General features: G+C 38.2%; 15 protein-coding genes. 13 read left to right on the forward strand and 2 right to left on the reverse strand.

The annotated features are described in order from the left end of the window. The first annotated feature begins 48 nt into the window (after window positions 1–48). The 11 genes from BM398_RS05580 to BM398_RS05630 all read left to right on the forward strand — a co-directional run bounded on the left by BM398_RS05580 (window position 49) and on the right by BM398_RS05630 (window position 13,413). Entirely contained in the window at window positions 49–1,017 is a 969-nt protein-coding gene (locus BM398_RS05580; RefSeq protein ID WP_092336780.1) for a GNAT family N-acetyltransferase, read from the forward strand. Between the two features lie 29 nt (window positions 1,018–1,046). Then, window positions 1,047–2,570, forward strand: coding sequence for a lipopolysaccharide biosynthesis protein (locus BM398_RS05585; RefSeq protein WP_092336781.1), 1,524 nt, complete (start codon window positions 1,047–1,049; stop codon window positions 2,568–2,570). A 289-nt stretch (window positions 2,571–2,859) separates the two neighbouring features. Beyond that, on the forward strand, window positions 2,860–3,591 hold the full coding sequence (locus tag BM398_RS05590) for a hypothetical protein (RefSeq protein WP_092336782.1): 732 nt from the start codon (window positions 2,860–2,862) through the stop codon (window positions 3,589–3,591). Between the two features lie 81 nt (window positions 3,592–3,672). After that, window positions 3,673–5,421 (forward strand): hypothetical protein, encoded by a 1,749-nt coding sequence (locus BM398_RS05595; RefSeq protein WP_092336783.1) that lies wholly within the window; start codon window positions 3,673–3,675, stop codon window positions 5,419–5,421. A 4-nt stretch (window positions 5,422–5,425) separates the two neighbouring features. Beyond that, window positions 5,426–6,427 (forward strand): glycosyltransferase family 2 protein, encoded by a 1,002-nt coding sequence (locus BM398_RS05600; protein ID WP_092336784.1) that lies wholly within the window; start codon window positions 5,426–5,428, stop codon window positions 6,425–6,427. Continuing rightward, complete coding sequence (locus BM398_RS05605; RefSeq protein ID WP_092336785.1) at window positions 6,424–6,951, forward strand: hypothetical protein; 528 nt, start codon at window positions 6,424–6,426, stop codon at window positions 6,949–6,951. Before BM398_RS05600 ends, BM398_RS05605 begins: the two co-directional genes overlap by 4 nt. Further along, window positions 6,944–8,359 carry a hypothetical protein gene (locus BM398_RS05610; protein ID WP_092336786.1) on the forward strand — a complete coding sequence of 472 codons (1,416 nt, stop codon included), beginning with the start codon at window positions 6,944–6,946 and terminating at the stop codon, window positions 8,357–8,359. The genes BM398_RS05605 and BM398_RS05610 overlap by 8 nt, the downstream gene beginning before the upstream one ends. Before the next feature lie 35 nt (window positions 8,360–8,394). Then, on the forward strand, window positions 8,395–9,639 hold the full coding sequence (locus BM398_RS05615; protein ID WP_092336787.1) for a nucleotide sugar dehydrogenase: 1,245 nt from the start codon (window positions 8,395–8,397) through the stop codon (window positions 9,637–9,639). 72 nt (window positions 9,640–9,711) lie between these two features. After that, a complete protein-coding gene (locus tag BM398_RS05620; protein WP_092336788.1) occupies window positions 9,712–11,232 on the forward strand; it encodes a sensor histidine kinase in 1,521 nt (506 codons plus the stop codon). An 18-nt stretch (window positions 11,233–11,250) separates the two neighbouring features. Beyond that, window positions 11,251–11,940, forward strand: coding sequence for a response regulator transcription factor (locus BM398_RS05625; RefSeq protein WP_026656260.1), 690 nt, complete (start codon window positions 11,251–11,253; stop codon window positions 11,938–11,940). Between the two features lie 9 nt (window positions 11,941–11,949). Then, a complete protein-coding gene (locus BM398_RS05630) occupies window positions 11,950–13,413 on the forward strand; it encodes an O-antigen ligase family protein (RefSeq protein WP_092336789.1) in 1,464 nt (487 codons plus the stop codon). On the opposite strand, the gene BM398_RS05635 is transcribed toward BM398_RS05630, so the two are convergent. Continuing rightward, window positions 13,390–13,872 carry a hypothetical protein gene (locus tag BM398_RS05635; RefSeq protein ID WP_092336790.1) on the reverse strand — a complete coding sequence of 161 codons (483 nt, stop codon included), beginning with the start codon at window positions 13,870–13,872 and terminating at the stop codon, window positions 13,390–13,392. The genes BM398_RS05630 and BM398_RS05635 overlap by 24 nt on opposite strands. A 162-nt stretch (window positions 13,873–14,034) precedes the next feature. On the opposite strand from BM398_RS05635, the gene BM398_RS05640 reads away from it, so the two are divergent. Both BM398_RS05640 and BM398_RS05645 read left to right on the forward strand, forming a co-directional pair. Beyond that, complete coding sequence (locus BM398_RS05640) at window positions 14,035–14,811, forward strand: polyphosphate polymerase domain-containing protein (RefSeq protein ID WP_092336791.1); 777 nt, start codon at window positions 14,035–14,037, stop codon at window positions 14,809–14,811. A 38-nt stretch (window positions 14,812–14,849) separates the two neighbouring features. Continuing rightward, complete coding sequence (locus tag BM398_RS05645; protein ID WP_092336792.1) at window positions 14,850–15,539, forward strand: DUF4956 domain-containing protein; 690 nt, start codon at window positions 14,850–14,852, stop codon at window positions 15,537–15,539. On the opposite strand, the gene BM398_RS05650 is transcribed toward BM398_RS05645, so the two are convergent. Continuing rightward, window positions 15,511–16,269 carry an RluA family pseudouridine synthase gene (locus BM398_RS05650; RefSeq protein ID WP_092336793.1) on the reverse strand — a complete coding sequence of 253 codons (759 nt, stop codon included), beginning with the start codon at window positions 16,267–16,269 and terminating at the stop codon, window positions 15,511–15,513. The genes BM398_RS05645 and BM398_RS05650 overlap by 29 nt on opposite strands.

Below are 16,269 nucleotides of genomic sequence, written 5' to 3' on the forward strand. Positions count from 1 at the left end.
AGGCGACTATGTGGATATAAAAATGGAGAGAGGAAATTTGATTTAATTATGGTTGCATTAACGTATAAAAAAATAACCGGAAAAGAGTATGAACAAGAAATTATTGATCTTTTTAATCAGGTTTTTTCACGGCATACAACAATTGAAAAATGGGAATATAAACATTTTAAGAATCCAATTTGTGACTCAGGAGTATTTGCGGCATTTGATGGAGGATTATTGGTTGGGATGAACGTTTTTTCTCCGTGCAAATATACTGATGGAAAAAACGAATATCGAGTTGTCCAATCATGCGAAAGTGCGGTTAATCCTTCTTATAGAAGATTGGGGATATGGAATAATATACTTGATATTGCTGAAGAATATTATTCTAAGCAAGGATATGATTACATGATTGGATTTCCTAATCCTCAAAACTCATTTCATGGATTTATAAAAAGGGGATGGAATAGTGAAAATGAATTTTTTAGGTTTATTAGAATAATTAATCCAGTAAATAGTTTTAAACATTTTTTTACCGATGTAAGTAAAGAAAAAATAATAAAGGACCTAGCACATTCAAATGATGAAATATTTGAGATATCAAAAAGCATGGTAGATAGTTCAATTGGAGGGATGGTTCCCGTAATGAATCAAGATTTTTATAAGTGGAAATATGCAAAATTTGGGCATAGAGCTTATCATATATATGAAGATAAGAGATGCTTGGGAATTGTATTCGTTAAAGTGGAAATAAAGTATAAGCATGTTTTTGCGGTTATTGAAGGTTCGGTGCCTATATGTAAAGGTATTAAGAATGAGGAGTTGACTGATTTATTTATAAAGAAAAATAAAAGTTTATTTGATGTTTGTATTGTTTGGAAAAATAGGGAACAGATGGCTAGTAGAAAGCTTGGAGAAATACGGTATAAAACTAGTTTTATGCCTTTTATAGTAAAGAAAATAGGAACACTAGGGGAAAACATAAGGTGGAATCCAATGTTTATTGAATATGATGGCAGCATAGAAATAGATTAAAAAATAGGAAAAGTTTTTGAGGAGAATCTGTGTTATATAGAAGACATAGCTTGAAAATAGGAGTTATCATATCATACTTATGGGTTGCGGTTAGAGTAATTGTTAATTTGATAAGCATTCCTTTTTATATAAAATTATTGGGAAAAGGAGAATATGGATTATATCAAATAGTGGGGTCTTTTTTTTCATATATTAATGCGTTTGAAGTTAGTATTTCGGCGGGAGTGATGAGGTTTTATTGTAAAGCTTTGGCACGGAAAAATATAGTAGAGCAAGAAAATGTATTAGCTATTTCACGGAAAATATATCGCTTTTTTTCACTGCTTATAATTGGGTGCGGGATTTTTTGTGCATATCTTTTTAGAGTGTTTTATAGAGGTTCTTTTAGTGATAGTGAAATAAACGAAGGGAGCAAGATGCTTCTTTTGCTTTTTTTTAACTTGATAATCTCTGTTTATAATGGAGTATACATAGCAGCTATTAATGGAAATGAGCATTTTATATTTCAAAAAGGTTTGGCATGTATTACATTGAGTTTACAACCTATAATAGCCATATTACTCTTAAAAAGATATCCATATGCAATTACTATAATAATAGTTACAATTTTTTTGAATTTGCTAGCGGTTTTATCAAGGTATGTATATTCAAAAAGGATTTTAAAAATAAAAGTAAAAATGCATTATAAAGACATACAGATGACAAAAAGAATTCTTATTTTTTCGGCAAGTATATTGTTAGCAAGTATTGCTGATGAAATTTTTTGGAGGGCTGATCAGATAATTCTTGGAAAATTATATAATACAGTGATGGTGGCAGTGTATGCGGTTGGAGTACAAATATATTCTGTTTATATAAATGTAGGGAGTACTATTTCATATATTTTTTATCCTCGTGTGAGTAAATATTATGCACAAAAAGATGGCATAAAAAAAATTAATTCTTTATTTATTAAAACAGGCAGATTTTCTTTTTTCTTATGCTATATGATATTAAGTGGATTCATGATTTTTGGTCAGGAATTTTTATTTTATTGGGTAGGGGATGACTTTAAAATGGCTTATGTTTATGCGGTTATAATTATGATTCCTCTTACTGTGGATTTATTGCAAAATCTTGGATTGACGATATTACAAGTTATGAATAAATATGCTTTTAGGGCAAGAATGTATTTTGTTTCAGCTGTTGTAAATGTTTTTTTGACAACGGTTTTATCTATATATTTTGCAGGAATTGGTGCAGCAATTTCTACAGGAATAACAATAGTGTTATCGAGCGGAATAGTTTTAAATGTTTATTATGCCAAAAATGTTGGTTTGAATATTAAAGAATTTTGGATGAATATTATTAGTGTTTTATTTAAAAGTCTTCCTTTTTCAGTTGGGGTCTATTTTATTAATTCAGTAATAAAAAATGAACAGCATATTTTGTGGTTTTTTGTAAGACTGTTAATATATGTTGTCCTATATTATATATATATATATTATTTTTGTATGAATAAATATGAGAAGAATTATATTGCTAGAACTATTTTTTTAAATAAAAGAATTTAGTAATAGGTGTTAAAAATTCTCTAGGTACACTATAAACGCAAGTTATAGTAGCACATTTATCAACAACGTTCTGCAGTCAAGAGTTATTAAATTTAAAACGATTATAGAGATATCCAGATATAGTGGTTTAGTTCCGTTATTATTTTATTCTTTTTTAATAAAAAAAATTATATACGGTTTATTGATAGTATATTTTTGTGTTATAATTGTTTTTAGCTTGAAGTATTGGTTTGCATAATTTCGTAGAAACATTCAAAAAAGAATGATTTATGAAGGGAGACATAGTGTTATGAATACTAAGTTGGTAAGAAAGATTCTAGCAGTAACTATGACGGCAACAATGCTTATTATGCCACTTACTGTAGGGGCTACGGATTCGGCAAGTGCACCTGCGTCAGGTTCGTCTAGTTCCGGCAGCTCATCGAAAGCTACAACGGTAAGTGCAGCAGAAGCTTCTAAGGCTTCTTCATCAAAGGATTCATCTAGCAGTAATGATTCTTCGAGTAATGATGATGCTTCAACCGCTCAGGTTACTACAACCAGTCAGGTTGCTGTTGGCGGAGCTGTGATTAAGAATGAGCTTCCGGGTGCTTTCTTCGTTGCTCCTTCTTCTCCGATTGCCGGAATCGCAATTAGAGAGGGCGTTGGAGCAATTAAGTCCAAAGCAGGTTTTGCAGGCAATGAGACACCTTTTGTAAGAGCATATACAGTTGAGCGTAAATCCAGCCCTGCCGTTTATGCAAGTTTCGATGCTGCGGCTGCTACAGTTGGCGGAACAGTTGTAGGCGGTATCAACGTTGACCTTGGTAAGCTCACAGGTGGCAAGTTCACATCTCTTCCTGATGGAGTAACTGTTCCTGTAACAATCGGAATCAAGAATTTTGATCCCAACAAGACATACTTTATCGTAAGAGTTGCTCCCGGTGGAGCTATTCAGATTATCCCTGTGACAGTTGAGAATGGCAGAGCTACATTCGAAATTACAGGTGGACTTGCAGGATATGGACTGCTCGTAAAATAACAGGAAATATAACTATTTGGCGGGGAAATGACTCTTATGAGCCATTTCCCGCTATTTATTTACCGGTAAGTTGGGGGACGTATGGGTAAAGAAGAGAATAGGCATGATAGTATCCTTGTGGCGGTGGTTATTGTTCTGGTACTTGTTTGTCTGTGTATGTACGGTATTCAGGGAATATTCGGTTTTTCTCTTTTTCCTGATGAATTTGGCTACTGGGCAAGTGCTGCGGGATTCCTTGGATATAATTTTAGCGAAGTGTGTTCTATCAGTTCTTTTTATTCATTTGGATATTCTCTGATTCTTATTCCTGTTTTGAAGTTATTCTCAGATTCAATAATTGCATATAGGGCGGCGGTGGTAGTTAATCTTTTACTGCAGATTACTTCTTTTTTTATTCTGTGCAGAATTGCAAAAAAAATTTTTGCGGATAATACTAAGCTTTTGCAGATTATTTTGGCAGGAATGACAGTACTGTATTCACCGTGGGTATTTTATACACAGATGACTATGACAGAGGGGCTTCTTTTCTTCTGTTACACAGCTGTTGTGTACTTTATGATTCTTTATATTGAGAAGCCTTCAATCACAAGGGGAGTTATAACGGCACTTTCTTCAATCTATATCTACTCAGTTCATATGAGAGCTGTAGGGATACTTGTAGCGGTTGGGATAACAATGCTGGTCGTCGCATTTATAGGGATTAAGAGGTCAGATAATAGCGTGTTGCCAGCTACAGTTTTTGCAGCGATTGTACTGCTTATTGGCTTCATCATCTGTCTTACTATAAAGGATAATGTCATAGATAAGTTATATTCAAGTGGAATAGAGGATCAAACATATATTAATGATTATTCGAGACAATTTTCTACGTTACATGAGCTTTGTACGCTTTTAGGAATCGGAAGATTTTTCGCAAGCATGATTGGAAAAATCCTATACCTTGGATGTGCAACTTTCGGAACTGCATATATTGGAATATATTCGCTGATCAGAAGGATGGTGAAAAAAGATTTAAAAGCTTTTTTTATTCTTACAGCATCATTCATGCAGTTCGTGGTAATGTGCATTTTTCTGATGCACAGTGCGGATCGTATTAATAATAGATTTGACCTTTTTCTACACGGAAGATATTTTGAGTTTGTAGTGCCCATTTTGGCAATGATTGGAGTATATGAGTTATTAACGAGAGATAACTATTTCAGAAAACTTGTTATCGCAGCCGGTATCATTATGGCAAGTGGCATTGCGTCCATTGTTATAGTTTCAGTTAATGAAGTAGGGATGAATGATCCGCATGTAATGATGATGATAGGGATGAGTTATTTTCTTAATAGAGATGATTTTCATCCGATTCGCGTAATTGTTTTAAGTACAGTTTTTACAATTATAATTATCGGTGCAATTCTTATAGGAATATATTTTTACAAAAAGAAGGGGAATGCCATTAATATCTGTATTGCGTATTTGCTTCTGATAGGACTTGCCTATCACGCCTGCAATCATCTCATATATATATGCCAGTCGTATATTTATGGAGATATTCAGGTCGCGGATGAAATAACAAATTTACGCAATAACGGGCATAATGGTGATATAATACTGTTATATGAGGGCGGGCTTGAGTATATAGATACCGTCCAGATGAGACTGCGAGATGAGCATATACATGTTGTATATGTTGATGATAGCTTTGATATAAGTGATATTTCTAAGGATAGTATGGTTTTGGTGGATTTTGAAAGTGGGTTAAAGGACAAGCTTTCAAGTATCTACGAAAAATATTGGGAGTCAGGACATTTTGATTTGTACTACAACATTTCAGAGAGGTGAACTGATGAAGCTAATAATCCAGATACCATGTTATAACGAAGCAGAGACGTTGGAAGTCGCATTAAATGATCTTCCGACACATATTGACGGAATTGATGAGATAGAGTATCTCATCATCAATGACGGAAGCCGGGATAATACTGTGGAAGTCGCCAAGAGATGGGGAGTTGACCATATAGTCAACTTCAAACAAAATCAGGGACTTGCCAAGGGGTTTATTGCCGGACTTGACGGATGTCTTAGATGCGGTGCAGATATTATTGTTAATACTGACGCCGACGATCAGTATAAGGGCGCGGATATTGAGAAAATCGTGCGACCTATCTTAAACGGAGAAGCGGATATGGTAATAGGTGCAAGGCCTATAGATGAGACCGAGCATTTTTCGTATATCAAGAAGAAACTTCAGCATTTGGGAAGCTGGTCTGTAAGGCGGGCTTCCAATACAAACGTTCCCGATGCGCCGAGCGGATTCAGGGCATTTTCCAGAGAAGCTGCTATGAAGCTCAATGTAGTAAATGATTATACATATACACTTGAGACCATTGTGCAGGCGGGAAGAGAGAATATCCCTATGATGAGTGTTCCGATAAGGACTAATGCGGAACTGCGTCCTTCAAGACTTTTTAAGAGTATGTGGGGATATGTCAAGAAATCTATACTTACTATCTTACGGGCATATGTTATGTATAAGCCGCTTAAGGCTTTTACGCTTATAAGTCTGCCTTTTATTTTCATTGGAATGGGAATTGGAATAAGGTTTTTGTATTATGTTTCGGTAGGACGAAGCGGAGGACATATCCAGTCTCTGATACTGGGATGTACGTTGATAATCATAGGATTTCTCATTTTTGTAATCGGTATATTGGCTGATACGATTGCATCTAACAGGCGTATCCTTCAGGATGTTCAGTTTCATGTTAAGAGTATTGAGTACGGTCGTGAACCACGAATGGAAGCACCGTTATTTACAGAAGAGAGAGAGGTTCTAAAGAGGATAAAATGAGTATGCGAATGACTTTTTTTAAAAGTATGCGAATTGTAATAGCATTTATGATATTGGTAAGTATCTTTTCTTTTACAGAATTTGTGGCGCATGCATCTGAACAGCTGACAGGTGAGATGCAGTCTGTTTCTGTAAATACCGATGCATATGATTCAAAGAGCACTACGGGCAAGAAGGTTACGGTAAGTGCCGGTAGTACGGTGCTGGTAGTTGGAGAAGAGGCTGGATGGGTGCATATAGTATATAAAGGTGACGAATTATATATTAAGAAGGATAATAGCAGTAACCTTGTAGAATTACAAAACAGTGAGACAGCGCAGGAATTACAGGAACAGGCTCAGATTGACAAGGCGTGGACGGAGTCATATGTTGCTCAGATGAAGGCTGTAAGGAATGCCAGAATTTGGAGGACGATCATTATTCTCTTGATTGTTTCTGTGACATCATATGTTATTTTCAGTGGAATAAGACGTAATGCAGAAGCATCCAAGGAAAAGGCAAGCGAGACGAATGCGAATGGATAAGACGCTGACAGAAAAACTAAGAAAAGTCAAAGAAAAGTTATCAGACAAAGAGTTTAGAAAAAAGGTGAGCATTGCGATAAATCCGGAGCCTATAGATGGCTCGGATTATCTGGTCGATTATATGGCTCGAGTGCTGTTATTCTTGTTTCCGTTATATATGTATGAAGCTGATGTTATCAAATTTATGGGGGTATCTGTGAAGGATATCCTTTTTGGAGTTGTGGTAGCGATAATGTCACTGTGGTGTGGCAGGAAGTTTATTAAAAAAGGAAGCTTAAAGGGGCGCTTACATGGGGAGAAAAGGCTTATTATTATCGGGGCTTTTGTGCTTGTTCTTATTTGCTTTATCGTACAGCCCATAATGGACGGGGGAGAAGTTTCGCGTACATATTACTACATGCTCATGTTTTTAGTGCCTTTTTGTATGTATTATATTAAGCCTGTCGGAAAGTATTATCTGCAGATTTTACTGGCTTCATATACATTGATTTTTTTGAGTATATACAGGTATGTTTTCACAGGTGCGGCTACGATAATCGGAGCTGAAGTTCTGCTGGATAATAGTGGCAGAAATATCCCTGCGTTATTGCTTATATGTGCGGTAAGTGCATTTTTGTATGTTTCTGAGGATGATGCGCAGAAACAGAAAGTATATCTTGTTTATTCTGTATTGGGATTTATTCTTTTGTTTTTATATGGCGATATGTTGGCGTTTATGACAATGTTGATGTTTATATTATTTCTACAGTTTATCAGGCGCCCGATTCAGAGTTTCATTAAGCGGAATATGATAATTCTTTTTGTATATGCGTTTTGTGCTTCAAATGCACCGCTTCTGTCATATTTTGAGGCAAAGGGAATTACTAAGACGTTTGATCTTGAGTATAGCATATATATTGATATATTGATTGCTGTGGCGGGACTTGCCGTTACAAGCTACTGGGATAGGATTCCGAAGGAATACGATGAGGATCATACGGTACTTGTAAGATTCTCTAAATGGTACAGAAGGTCAATCCTTTTGGTTCTGATAGCAATATGTATAGCATTTACATATGGGACAAGGGTAGGAAGTATTTCGAGTCTCGCAGGCGGAAAGGCTATATCGGGCTTTTTTACAAGTATTATAAATTCTGCAAATAGTGCAACAGGTGAGTTGTGGAATATATTGATGATTTATGGAGCATTTGGGCTTATAGTCGTTCTGGCACTTGGTGCAGTTGCTGTTAATGAGCTTATAAACAATTGGAAAAGCCCGGTTTGTACTGAGGTGGACAAAGGGTATATCTTACTTGCACTATTATTTATTTTCCAAGGGATTATTTATCCGTTTTCGGGTTCGGCTTTGCCTGAGTTTTTGGTTTTTTTTGGACTGGCAATTACTTGCCGTAAGAAAATGATTGTCTGATTATAATGATGAAATCATTGCAAGGAGGAAGTTTCATGTCTGAGAAGAAAAATATTGCTGTTGCCGGAGCAGGATATGTGGGCATGAGTATAGCAACGCTTCTTTCACAGAATAATCATGTGATTATAACGGACGTCCTTCCCGGGAAGGTAAAAGCTATAAATGAAGGGATATCGCCGGTTCGGGATGAGTATATAGAAAAGTTTCTTGCAAAGAGAAATCTTGATCTTACCGCAACAACGAATGCAATAGATGCATATAAGGATGCTGATTATGTGGTTATCGCAGCGCCGACCAATTATGACAGTAAGCGGGATTATTTTGATACTTCTTCGGTAGAGTCAATTATAGCGGAAGTGATGGAAATCAATCCCGATGCGGTTATTGTAATAAAGTCTACTGTTCCTGTCGGTTTTACTTTGAGAATAAAGAGACGAAAACATATTTCAAATATATTGTTTAGTCCTGAGTTTCTTAGAGAGTCTAAGGCTCTTTATGACAATCTGTATCCGAGCAGGATAATCGTTGGTACAGACAAAGAGGATTCGGTGCTTGTTGATAAGGCACATGAATTTGCGGATCTTTTGAAAGATGGTGCCGAAAGTAAAGATGTAGAGATTATTATAATGCAATATACGGAGGCAGAAGCGGTTAAATTATTTACCAATACTTATCTGGCTCTTAGGGTGTCATATTTTAATGAGCTTGATACATATGCTGAACTTAAGGGGCTTGATACGGGAGCGATAATACATGGCGTGTGCTCCGATCCGAGAGTTGGAGATTTTTATAATAATCCTTCTTTTGGATACGGCGGTTATTGTTTGCCGAAGGATACCAAGCAGCTTCTTGCCAATTATGGTGATGTTCCGCAGAATATGATCGAAGCAATTGTTGAGAGTAACAGGACAAGGAAGGATTTTATTGCTGACAGGATCCTTGATATGGCGGGAGCATACAGCGCCAACGATGAGTGGAACAAGGAGAAAGAAAAAGAGATTATTGTAGGGGTATTCAGGCTTACAATGAAAACCGGTTCCGATAACTTCCGCCACAGTTCAATTCAGGGCGTAATGAAGAGAATCAAGGCAAAGAATGTGAAAATAATAATTTATGAGCCTTCACTTAAAGACGGCGAGACTTTTTTTGGAAATGAAGTAGTCAATAATCTTGATAAATTTAAAAAGATGAGTAAAGCGATAATTGCGAACAGATATGATTCATGTCTGGATGATGTTATGAATAAGGTATATACAAGGGATATTTATAAGAGAGATTAAGAGCTATAATTACCTCCTTTATGCACACTTGTTTACAAAATATGGTATACTAAAAATAAGTAGGGGGTTATTATGCGATTCCGTACGAAACTCATTATCACTTCAGTGGTGATTGTTATATTTCCTCTTTTCCTTGCATTTGGAATGTTCTTAATGGGTGGAAGGTATATTGTACGTAAACAACAGGCGACTCAGGAACATTCAGGGGCCGTCGATTACAATATGGTCTCAAATCCTATCGAAGCTTTTGCAATGGGAACGGATGAATTAATAAAGCATATAGAAGAGGAACGACTGGTTCATCCTTTTATTTTGGAAAATCCGGAAGTGCTTCAGAGCATTGATGAAAAAGTGGCCTCTTTATATTCATATATAATTGTAAAAAGAGGGGACGTAGATTTTTACGTTGCCGGTGAAAATAAGGAAGCTGCCGAGAGTATTATACAAGAACTTAACACCGGAGGCGGCGGAAACAGTATATTTGTATTACCGGAGTCCAAATTATTTGTAAGACAGTATAATTTTATTTTTTCAACAGGGGAACCCGGAAGTCTTTATATCATTTCAGGAATAAAAGCGGAATTTCCCAAATCTCTTATTATATATATGACCGTGTCGATAGTAATAATTCTTTTACTTACGAGTATCTTGCTTACGACATGGATAGGAAGAAGTTTTTTCAAACCCATAGATGAGCTTAATATTGCAATGCAGCACATCAAGGACGGTAACTTTGATTATATACTTCCGACGGATATCAAAGAGAAGGGCGAGATAGGTGCTATCTACAGAAACTACGAGGACATGCGCCTTAGACTCAAGGAATCCGCAGAAGAAAAGATAGAACGAGAACGGCAGAACAGAGAGCTTATAAGCAATATTTCTCACGATCTTAAGACTCCAATAACTGCCATAAAAGGATATTCACAGGGACTTATGGAGGGCGTTGCAGCCAATCCCGAGATGCAGCACAAGTACGTTAAGATTATTTATAACAAGGCGAATGATATGAATAATCTTATAAATGAGCTGACTCTTTACTCCAGTATCGACAACAACAGAATTCCGTATAACTTTGTAAAACTCAATGTTGCGGAGTATTTCGGAGATTGTATTGAAGAAATCGGTGCAGACCTTGAGAGCAAGTCGATAAAGCTTAATTATTCGAACTTAACGGGGCCCGATACGCAGATAGTTGCAGATCCCGAGCAGCTTAAGAGAGTTGTGAACAACATAGTGAGCAACAGTGTTAAGTATCTCGACAGGGATGACGGAACGGGACAGATCGACATAAGGATATTGGACGAAGTCGATTCGATCCGCGTTGAACTTGAAGATAACGGAAAGGGTATAGCCCAGAAAGACATTCCGAATATCTTCGACAGATTCTACAGAACGGATGCTTCCAGAAATTCCAAGCAGGGAGGAAGCGGAATAGGTCTTTCTATCGTAAAGAAGATTATAGAAGATCATGGCGGATATATATGGGCAACAAGCCATGAGGGAGAGGGAACGTGTATGCATTTCGTGCTCAGAAAGTACATTGAATTTGCAGGCGGTTCCGAAACAGTTACAGTTGACCATAATACTTAAAGAAAGGCAGAAGAGTGTATGAGCAGAATACTTATTGTTGAGGATGAAGAGGCGATTGCTGACCTTGAGAAAGACTATTTGGAACTAAGCGACTTTGAGGTGGCTATCGAGAATACGGGAGATGCGGGACTTCGCACAGCACTTGCTGAGGAATTCGATCTTGTTATCCTGGATCTCATGCTTCCGGGTATGGACGGATTCGAAGTTTGTAAGCACATAAGGGAAAAGAAAGATGTGCCTATCCTCATGGTTTCCGCCAAGAAGGATGACATCGATAAAATAAGAGGACTGGGACTTGGAGCCGATGATTATATCACAAAGCCTTTCAGCCCTTCGGAACTTGTTGCGCGTGTTAAGGCACATATGGCAAGATACTCAAGACTTGTCGGATCGGGACATGAGAGCAATGACTTTGTTGAGATCAGAGGTCTTAAGATCGACAAGACTGCAAGAAGAGTATATGTGGATGATGAGGAAAAGAGTTTTACCACAAAAGAGTTCGATCTTCTCACATTCCTTGCAGAGAACCCCAACCACGTATTTACCAAGGAAGAACTTTTCAGAAAGATCTGGAACATGGATTCCATCGGTGATATCGCGACGGTAACCGTTCATATCAAAAAAATCCGTGAGAAGATTGAATACGACACATCAAATCCTCAGTACATAGAAACAATCTGGGGAGTTGGTTACAGATTTAAGGTTTGATTATGTGCTATGCAGTATAGAAAGATTCTTTTGACATTTTATCTGATAATGCTTTCTACGATCCTTCCTATCTATATGAAGGACGGGTATTACATGCTCGGAGAGGAAAAGTGGAATATATACATGATAATAAGCGCTGCCATTGCGGGGCTTATTATTTTTGCGTACATTTCTGAGTTTATCGAAAAAGGCGTGGAGAAATCGGAGATACGAAACCTGTTTAAAGTATTTCTCTGCCTTAATCTTATAAATCTCGCTTTTTCCATCGATCACAAAGTAAGCTTCTGGGGACTTGAAGGATGGCGAACGGGATTTATCACGTTTATCCTGATGATGTTCTTCTGTTTTGTCTATTCGGAAGGAATCGTTATCAACGGATATCTTCTTGCTGCGATATTCCTTACCCCCTTTGTTATTGCTATTCTTGTTATAGCGGAGCGCTTTGGCGTGAATATCCTCAGCGTTTCGGGTACAGATCCGTCATTTTTGGCGTGTGTTGGAAACATCAACTGGTATGCGGGATATCTTTCTATATTTGCGCCTCTTGGAATTGGCTTTGCTGTGACACGTGAGCTTTTTGGAAAGCAGTTCTACTTTTGGAGCTTCTACAGCGTGGCTGTCCTAATGGCTCTGTTTGTTCAGGGAAGCGACAGTGCTCTTTTGACCCTGATCGGCACATACGGCCTTCTTATCTGGTACTGCCTCTATGAAAAAGAGAGACTGCAGGCACTTATGATACAGCTCTTTATTCTTGGCCTTGCTATGTTCGAGGTTAAGATCTTATTGGGAATCTTTCCCGGAAAATATACATATTCTGACAATATTCTCATCAGGATCTGCGACATGAACGGCGGAATATTCTTTATGACCGTGGGACTTTTGTTATATATGATAGTCTCGCTTTCCAAAGAGAGCGAAGAGAGCAGCTTGCGCGGCGAAAAATACAGAAAGATATACAAGACTTTCGTCTGCATTATAGCAACATTGGGACTTGCGTATGTGATAGTAAGGTTTGATGACCTTGCGGGGAACGGACGCGGCACAATATGGCGCGTTACGCTTGATATGTACAAAGAGCTCCCATCATTTAGGAAAGTTGTAGGTGTGGGAAGAGACTGCTTTAGTGCTTATGCTTATTCAAAGCCCGTACGCGCGGAGCTTCTTATAAATGAGTTTGGTGAAAACAGACTTACCAACGCGCACAGTATTTTCCTTACTGAGCTTATTGAAGGCGGACTTGCGGGACTTGTAGGAATGCTGTTTATTGCTTTTTACGTACTTGCAAGCCTTAAGAAATGCAATAAAGAAAAGGGGCCCGCAGCTATCATCTGCGCGCTCCCTATAGTTTCATATTATCTTAACGGAATGGTATCTTTTTCCCAGGTGTTATCAACACCGTATGCGTTCATCTGTCTGGGACTTGGGCTGTATATAGCAAACAGCGGCGAATCACAGGTCGGGAACGGGGATTGATTCATCAAGTTCATGGAAAAAAGTTCTTGTCTTAATGATGCCTCTGACGGCGTCATTATATTCATAGAGGAAATGTTCGTTTATATTCTCTTCTCCATACATCATTACACGACCTGAATAAGCTTGGAGAATAGAGATATAGCGCTTATCCTGGTCAAACATATTCAGTATCTCATCTTTTCTGCGGCGGGGATGTTTTGCAGCAAATTTTCTAATGTCTAACTGCAGATCTACCGGAAGATTTTTCTCACTTTCTTTAACTGTGTGAAGGATCCGGTCGTACTTCTTGTCGTCGATCTTTTTAAATCTGTCGACAAATTCCAAACAGCAGCCGTTATCAGGCAATAAGAGTCTGACTCTGTCATCGCCGTAAACATCTTCTATGACTGCAACAATGTTGGGAACAACGGGTTTTCCGCTGTAATCAAGTAAAATGACTTTATCACCCTTTTTGTACATAGGCACCTCGCTTTTTTCCGTAAAAGACAGCCGATGTTTCCCTTCTATTATAACATGATTATTAACATGATTGCGAACTATTTATTTCTTTTTTAAGTTATTTTTAGGTTCGGCTAATAAAATTTTTAGGGAGGTGAAAAATTCATTCGGAAAGGAGAAGGAATGGCAGGGTTCAAAGATGTGTTTCAAAGAATTGAAGTTAAATATCTGCTTGATGATGAGCAATATACAAAGCTCATGAAAAAGCTTGAGAATATGGCCAAAGTGGACAGCTATGGTAAGACTTCCATCCAGAACATTTATTTTGATACACCTGACTTTAAACTGATCGAAAGATCTTTGGAGAAGCCCGTTTATAAGGAGAAACTTCGTCTTAGAAGTTATGGAACGGCCAAAGATGACACAACATCTTTTATTGAGATCAAGAAAAAGTTTGAGGGAGTTGTCTACAAAAGAAGAATTTCAATGCCATATTCAGAAGCGGTTGACTACCTTATGAATCATAAGGAGCCAAAGGAAAAGTCTCAGATTTCCAATGAGATAGACTATTTCCTTAAGTATTACAAGGGGCTTGCACCCGCGATGGTTATTTCGTATGACCGTATCGCGATGGTGGGGATAAATGACCCTGAACTTAGGATCACATTTGATACAAATATCAGATGGAGAACCGATAAGCTTAGTCTCAAGGAGGGTAATGCCGGACACGAGATCTTGCTTCCGGGACAGCATCTTATGGAGCTTAAGATCGCAGGAGCTATGTCTCCCGAACTGGCTAATATTCTTGACGAGCTTAATATCAGAAAGACATCTTTTTCCAAGTACGGAAGAGGATATCTTGAGTACATGTATGGCCAGACGACTGAAATGGCCCGCAAAGGTATCATACCTAAGAAAGAAGACAAATCTAAGATTGTTGCACTGCGTAGAGCAGTATGACAAAGACATAATGACAAGTTGAAGGGAGTATTGACAGCATGACAACGACAGACATAGTTTTCGGCACAATAATGCCTAACGGCACGATTACAGGTTTGACATTTATTATCTCTATTCTATGTTCTTTGGCAATTGGCGTATATATAGCGTTTATGTACACCATAAAAAACGATTACACCGGTAGCTTTGTAATGGCGTTGGCACTGATACCGGCGATAGTACAGGTTATCATCATGTTGGTTAACGGAAACATCGGAGCCGGAGTTGCGGTGGCAGGAGCGTTTTCACTGATCCGCTTCAGATCTGCACCGGGTTCGGGAAAAGAGATAACTAGCATATTCCTTTCAATGGCGGCAGGTTTGGCAACCGGAATGGGATATATCGGTATAGCGGTAATCTTCGTAGTTATTATCACACTTGCAAACCTGATCTTTTCAAACATTAACATGTTTAATGGTGCTAACGGAGAAAAATATCTTAAGATCACAGTTCCCGAGGGACTGGATTTTGAAGGAATATTTGATGACATATTTGAAAGATACACTAACAAGGCTGAGCTGATGGAAGTAAGGACCACAGCAATGGGAAGCCTTTACAGACTTAGCTACAAAGTAGTATTGAGAGCAAAAGCTTCAACAAAGAGCATGCTCGACGAAATGCGCGAAAGAAACGGAAATCTGGAGATTATCTGTTCAAGGTCTATAGCTTCAAAGACTGAGGAATTGTAATCTCGAAAAACACTTTTTTCTTGCTCGAAGGATGCACGAAACCAAATCGGTAGCAGGCAAGACACACGTTGGTCTTTCCTACTTTTTCGGAATACTCAAAGGACTCTTTTGTTCCGTATTTCCTATCGCCGAGGATGGGGTGTCCCATGTGAGCAAGTTGTACCCTGATCTGGTGGAAACGCCCGGTCTGAAGCTTTATTTTCAAAAGCGATGAGTTTTCATCTCTTTGCATAACCTCATAGTCGAGAACAGCTTTCTTTATCTCTCCGGAAAAAATACGCTGTTCTTGGCCCTTACCCAGGATGATGGTCTGGTTCTTTAGTGAGTTTGCCTCCTTTCTACTCACTACGAGCGCCAGGCCATCGTTCTGTTTTCTTACAAGAAGATCTTCAAGATGTCCGGCGTCGTTTGCCACGTTTCCGTAGCAAAGGGCATAGTAGTACTTGTCGGTGGTGTGTTCTTTTATCTGCTTGGCGATAAAAGTGGCTGCCGCTTTATTTTTTGCAACAACAACGACACCCTCTACGGGCTGATCGAGTCTGTAGAGGGTTCCGACGTATGGAGGCTTGCCGGTCTTACCGGCCACTCTGTTTTTGCGTGCAAGATAATTACGAATGCTGCTCACAAGGTCCATCTTGCCGACCGTAGCGCCTTCTGTCGCCATTCCGGCAGGCTTGTGGCAAACAATAATGTCATTATCTTCATGTATTATCTTAAGTGTAGTATTCAT

This window comes from Butyrivibrio sp. M55 (assembly GCF_900116865.1).
In the GTDB taxonomy this organism is placed as follows: Bacteria; Bacillota; Clostridia; order Lachnospirales; family Lachnospiraceae; genus Butyrivibrio.

Excerpts from the sequence above, each read along its gene's own strand:
- BM398_RS05580 (WP_092336780.1), top strand. The coding sequence starts at position 49 with ATGGTTGCATTAACGTATAAAAAAATAACCGGAAAAGAGTATGAACAA.
- BM398_RS05590 (WP_092336782.1), top strand. The coding sequence starts at position 2,860 with ATGAATACTAAGTTGGTAAGAAAGATTCTAGCAGTAACTATGACGGCA.
- BM398_RS05595 (WP_092336783.1), top strand. The coding sequence starts at position 3,673 with ATGGGTAAAGAAGAGAATAGGCATGATAGTATCCTTGTGGCGGTGGTT.
- BM398_RS05600 (WP_092336784.1), top strand. The coding sequence starts at position 5,426 with ATGAAGCTAATAATCCAGATACCATGTTATAACGAAGCAGAGACGTTG.
- BM398_RS05605 (WP_092336785.1), top strand. The coding sequence starts at position 6,424 with ATGAGTATGCGAATGACTTTTTTTAAAAGTATGCGAATTGTAATAGCA.
- BM398_RS05610 (WP_092336786.1), top strand. The coding sequence starts at position 6,944 with ATGGATAAGACGCTGACAGAAAAACTAAGAAAAGTCAAAGAAAAGTTA.
- BM398_RS05615 (WP_092336787.1), top strand. The coding sequence starts at position 8,395 with ATGTCTGAGAAGAAAAATATTGCTGTTGCCGGAGCAGGATATGTGGGC.
- BM398_RS05620 (WP_092336788.1), top strand. The coding sequence starts at position 9,712 with ATGCGATTCCGTACGAAACTCATTATCACTTCAGTGGTGATTGTTATA.
- BM398_RS05625 (WP_026656260.1), top strand. The coding sequence starts at position 11,251 with ATGAGCAGAATACTTATTGTTGAGGATGAAGAGGCGATTGCTGACCTT.
- BM398_RS05630 (WP_092336789.1), top strand. The coding sequence starts at position 11,950 with ATGCAGTATAGAAAGATTCTTTTGACATTTTATCTGATAATGCTTTCT.
- BM398_RS05635 (WP_092336790.1), bottom strand. The coding sequence starts at position 13,872 with ATGTACAAAAAGGGTGATAAAGTCATTTTACTTGATTACAGCGGAAAA.
- BM398_RS05640 (WP_092336791.1), top strand. The coding sequence starts at position 14,035 with ATGGCAGGGTTCAAAGATGTGTTTCAAAGAATTGAAGTTAAATATCTG.
- BM398_RS05645 (WP_092336792.1), top strand. The coding sequence starts at position 14,850 with ATGACAACGACAGACATAGTTTTCGGCACAATAATGCCTAACGGCACG.
- BM398_RS05650 (WP_092336793.1), bottom strand. The coding sequence starts at position 16,269 with ATGAATACTACACTTAAGATAATACATGAAGATAATGACATTATTGTT.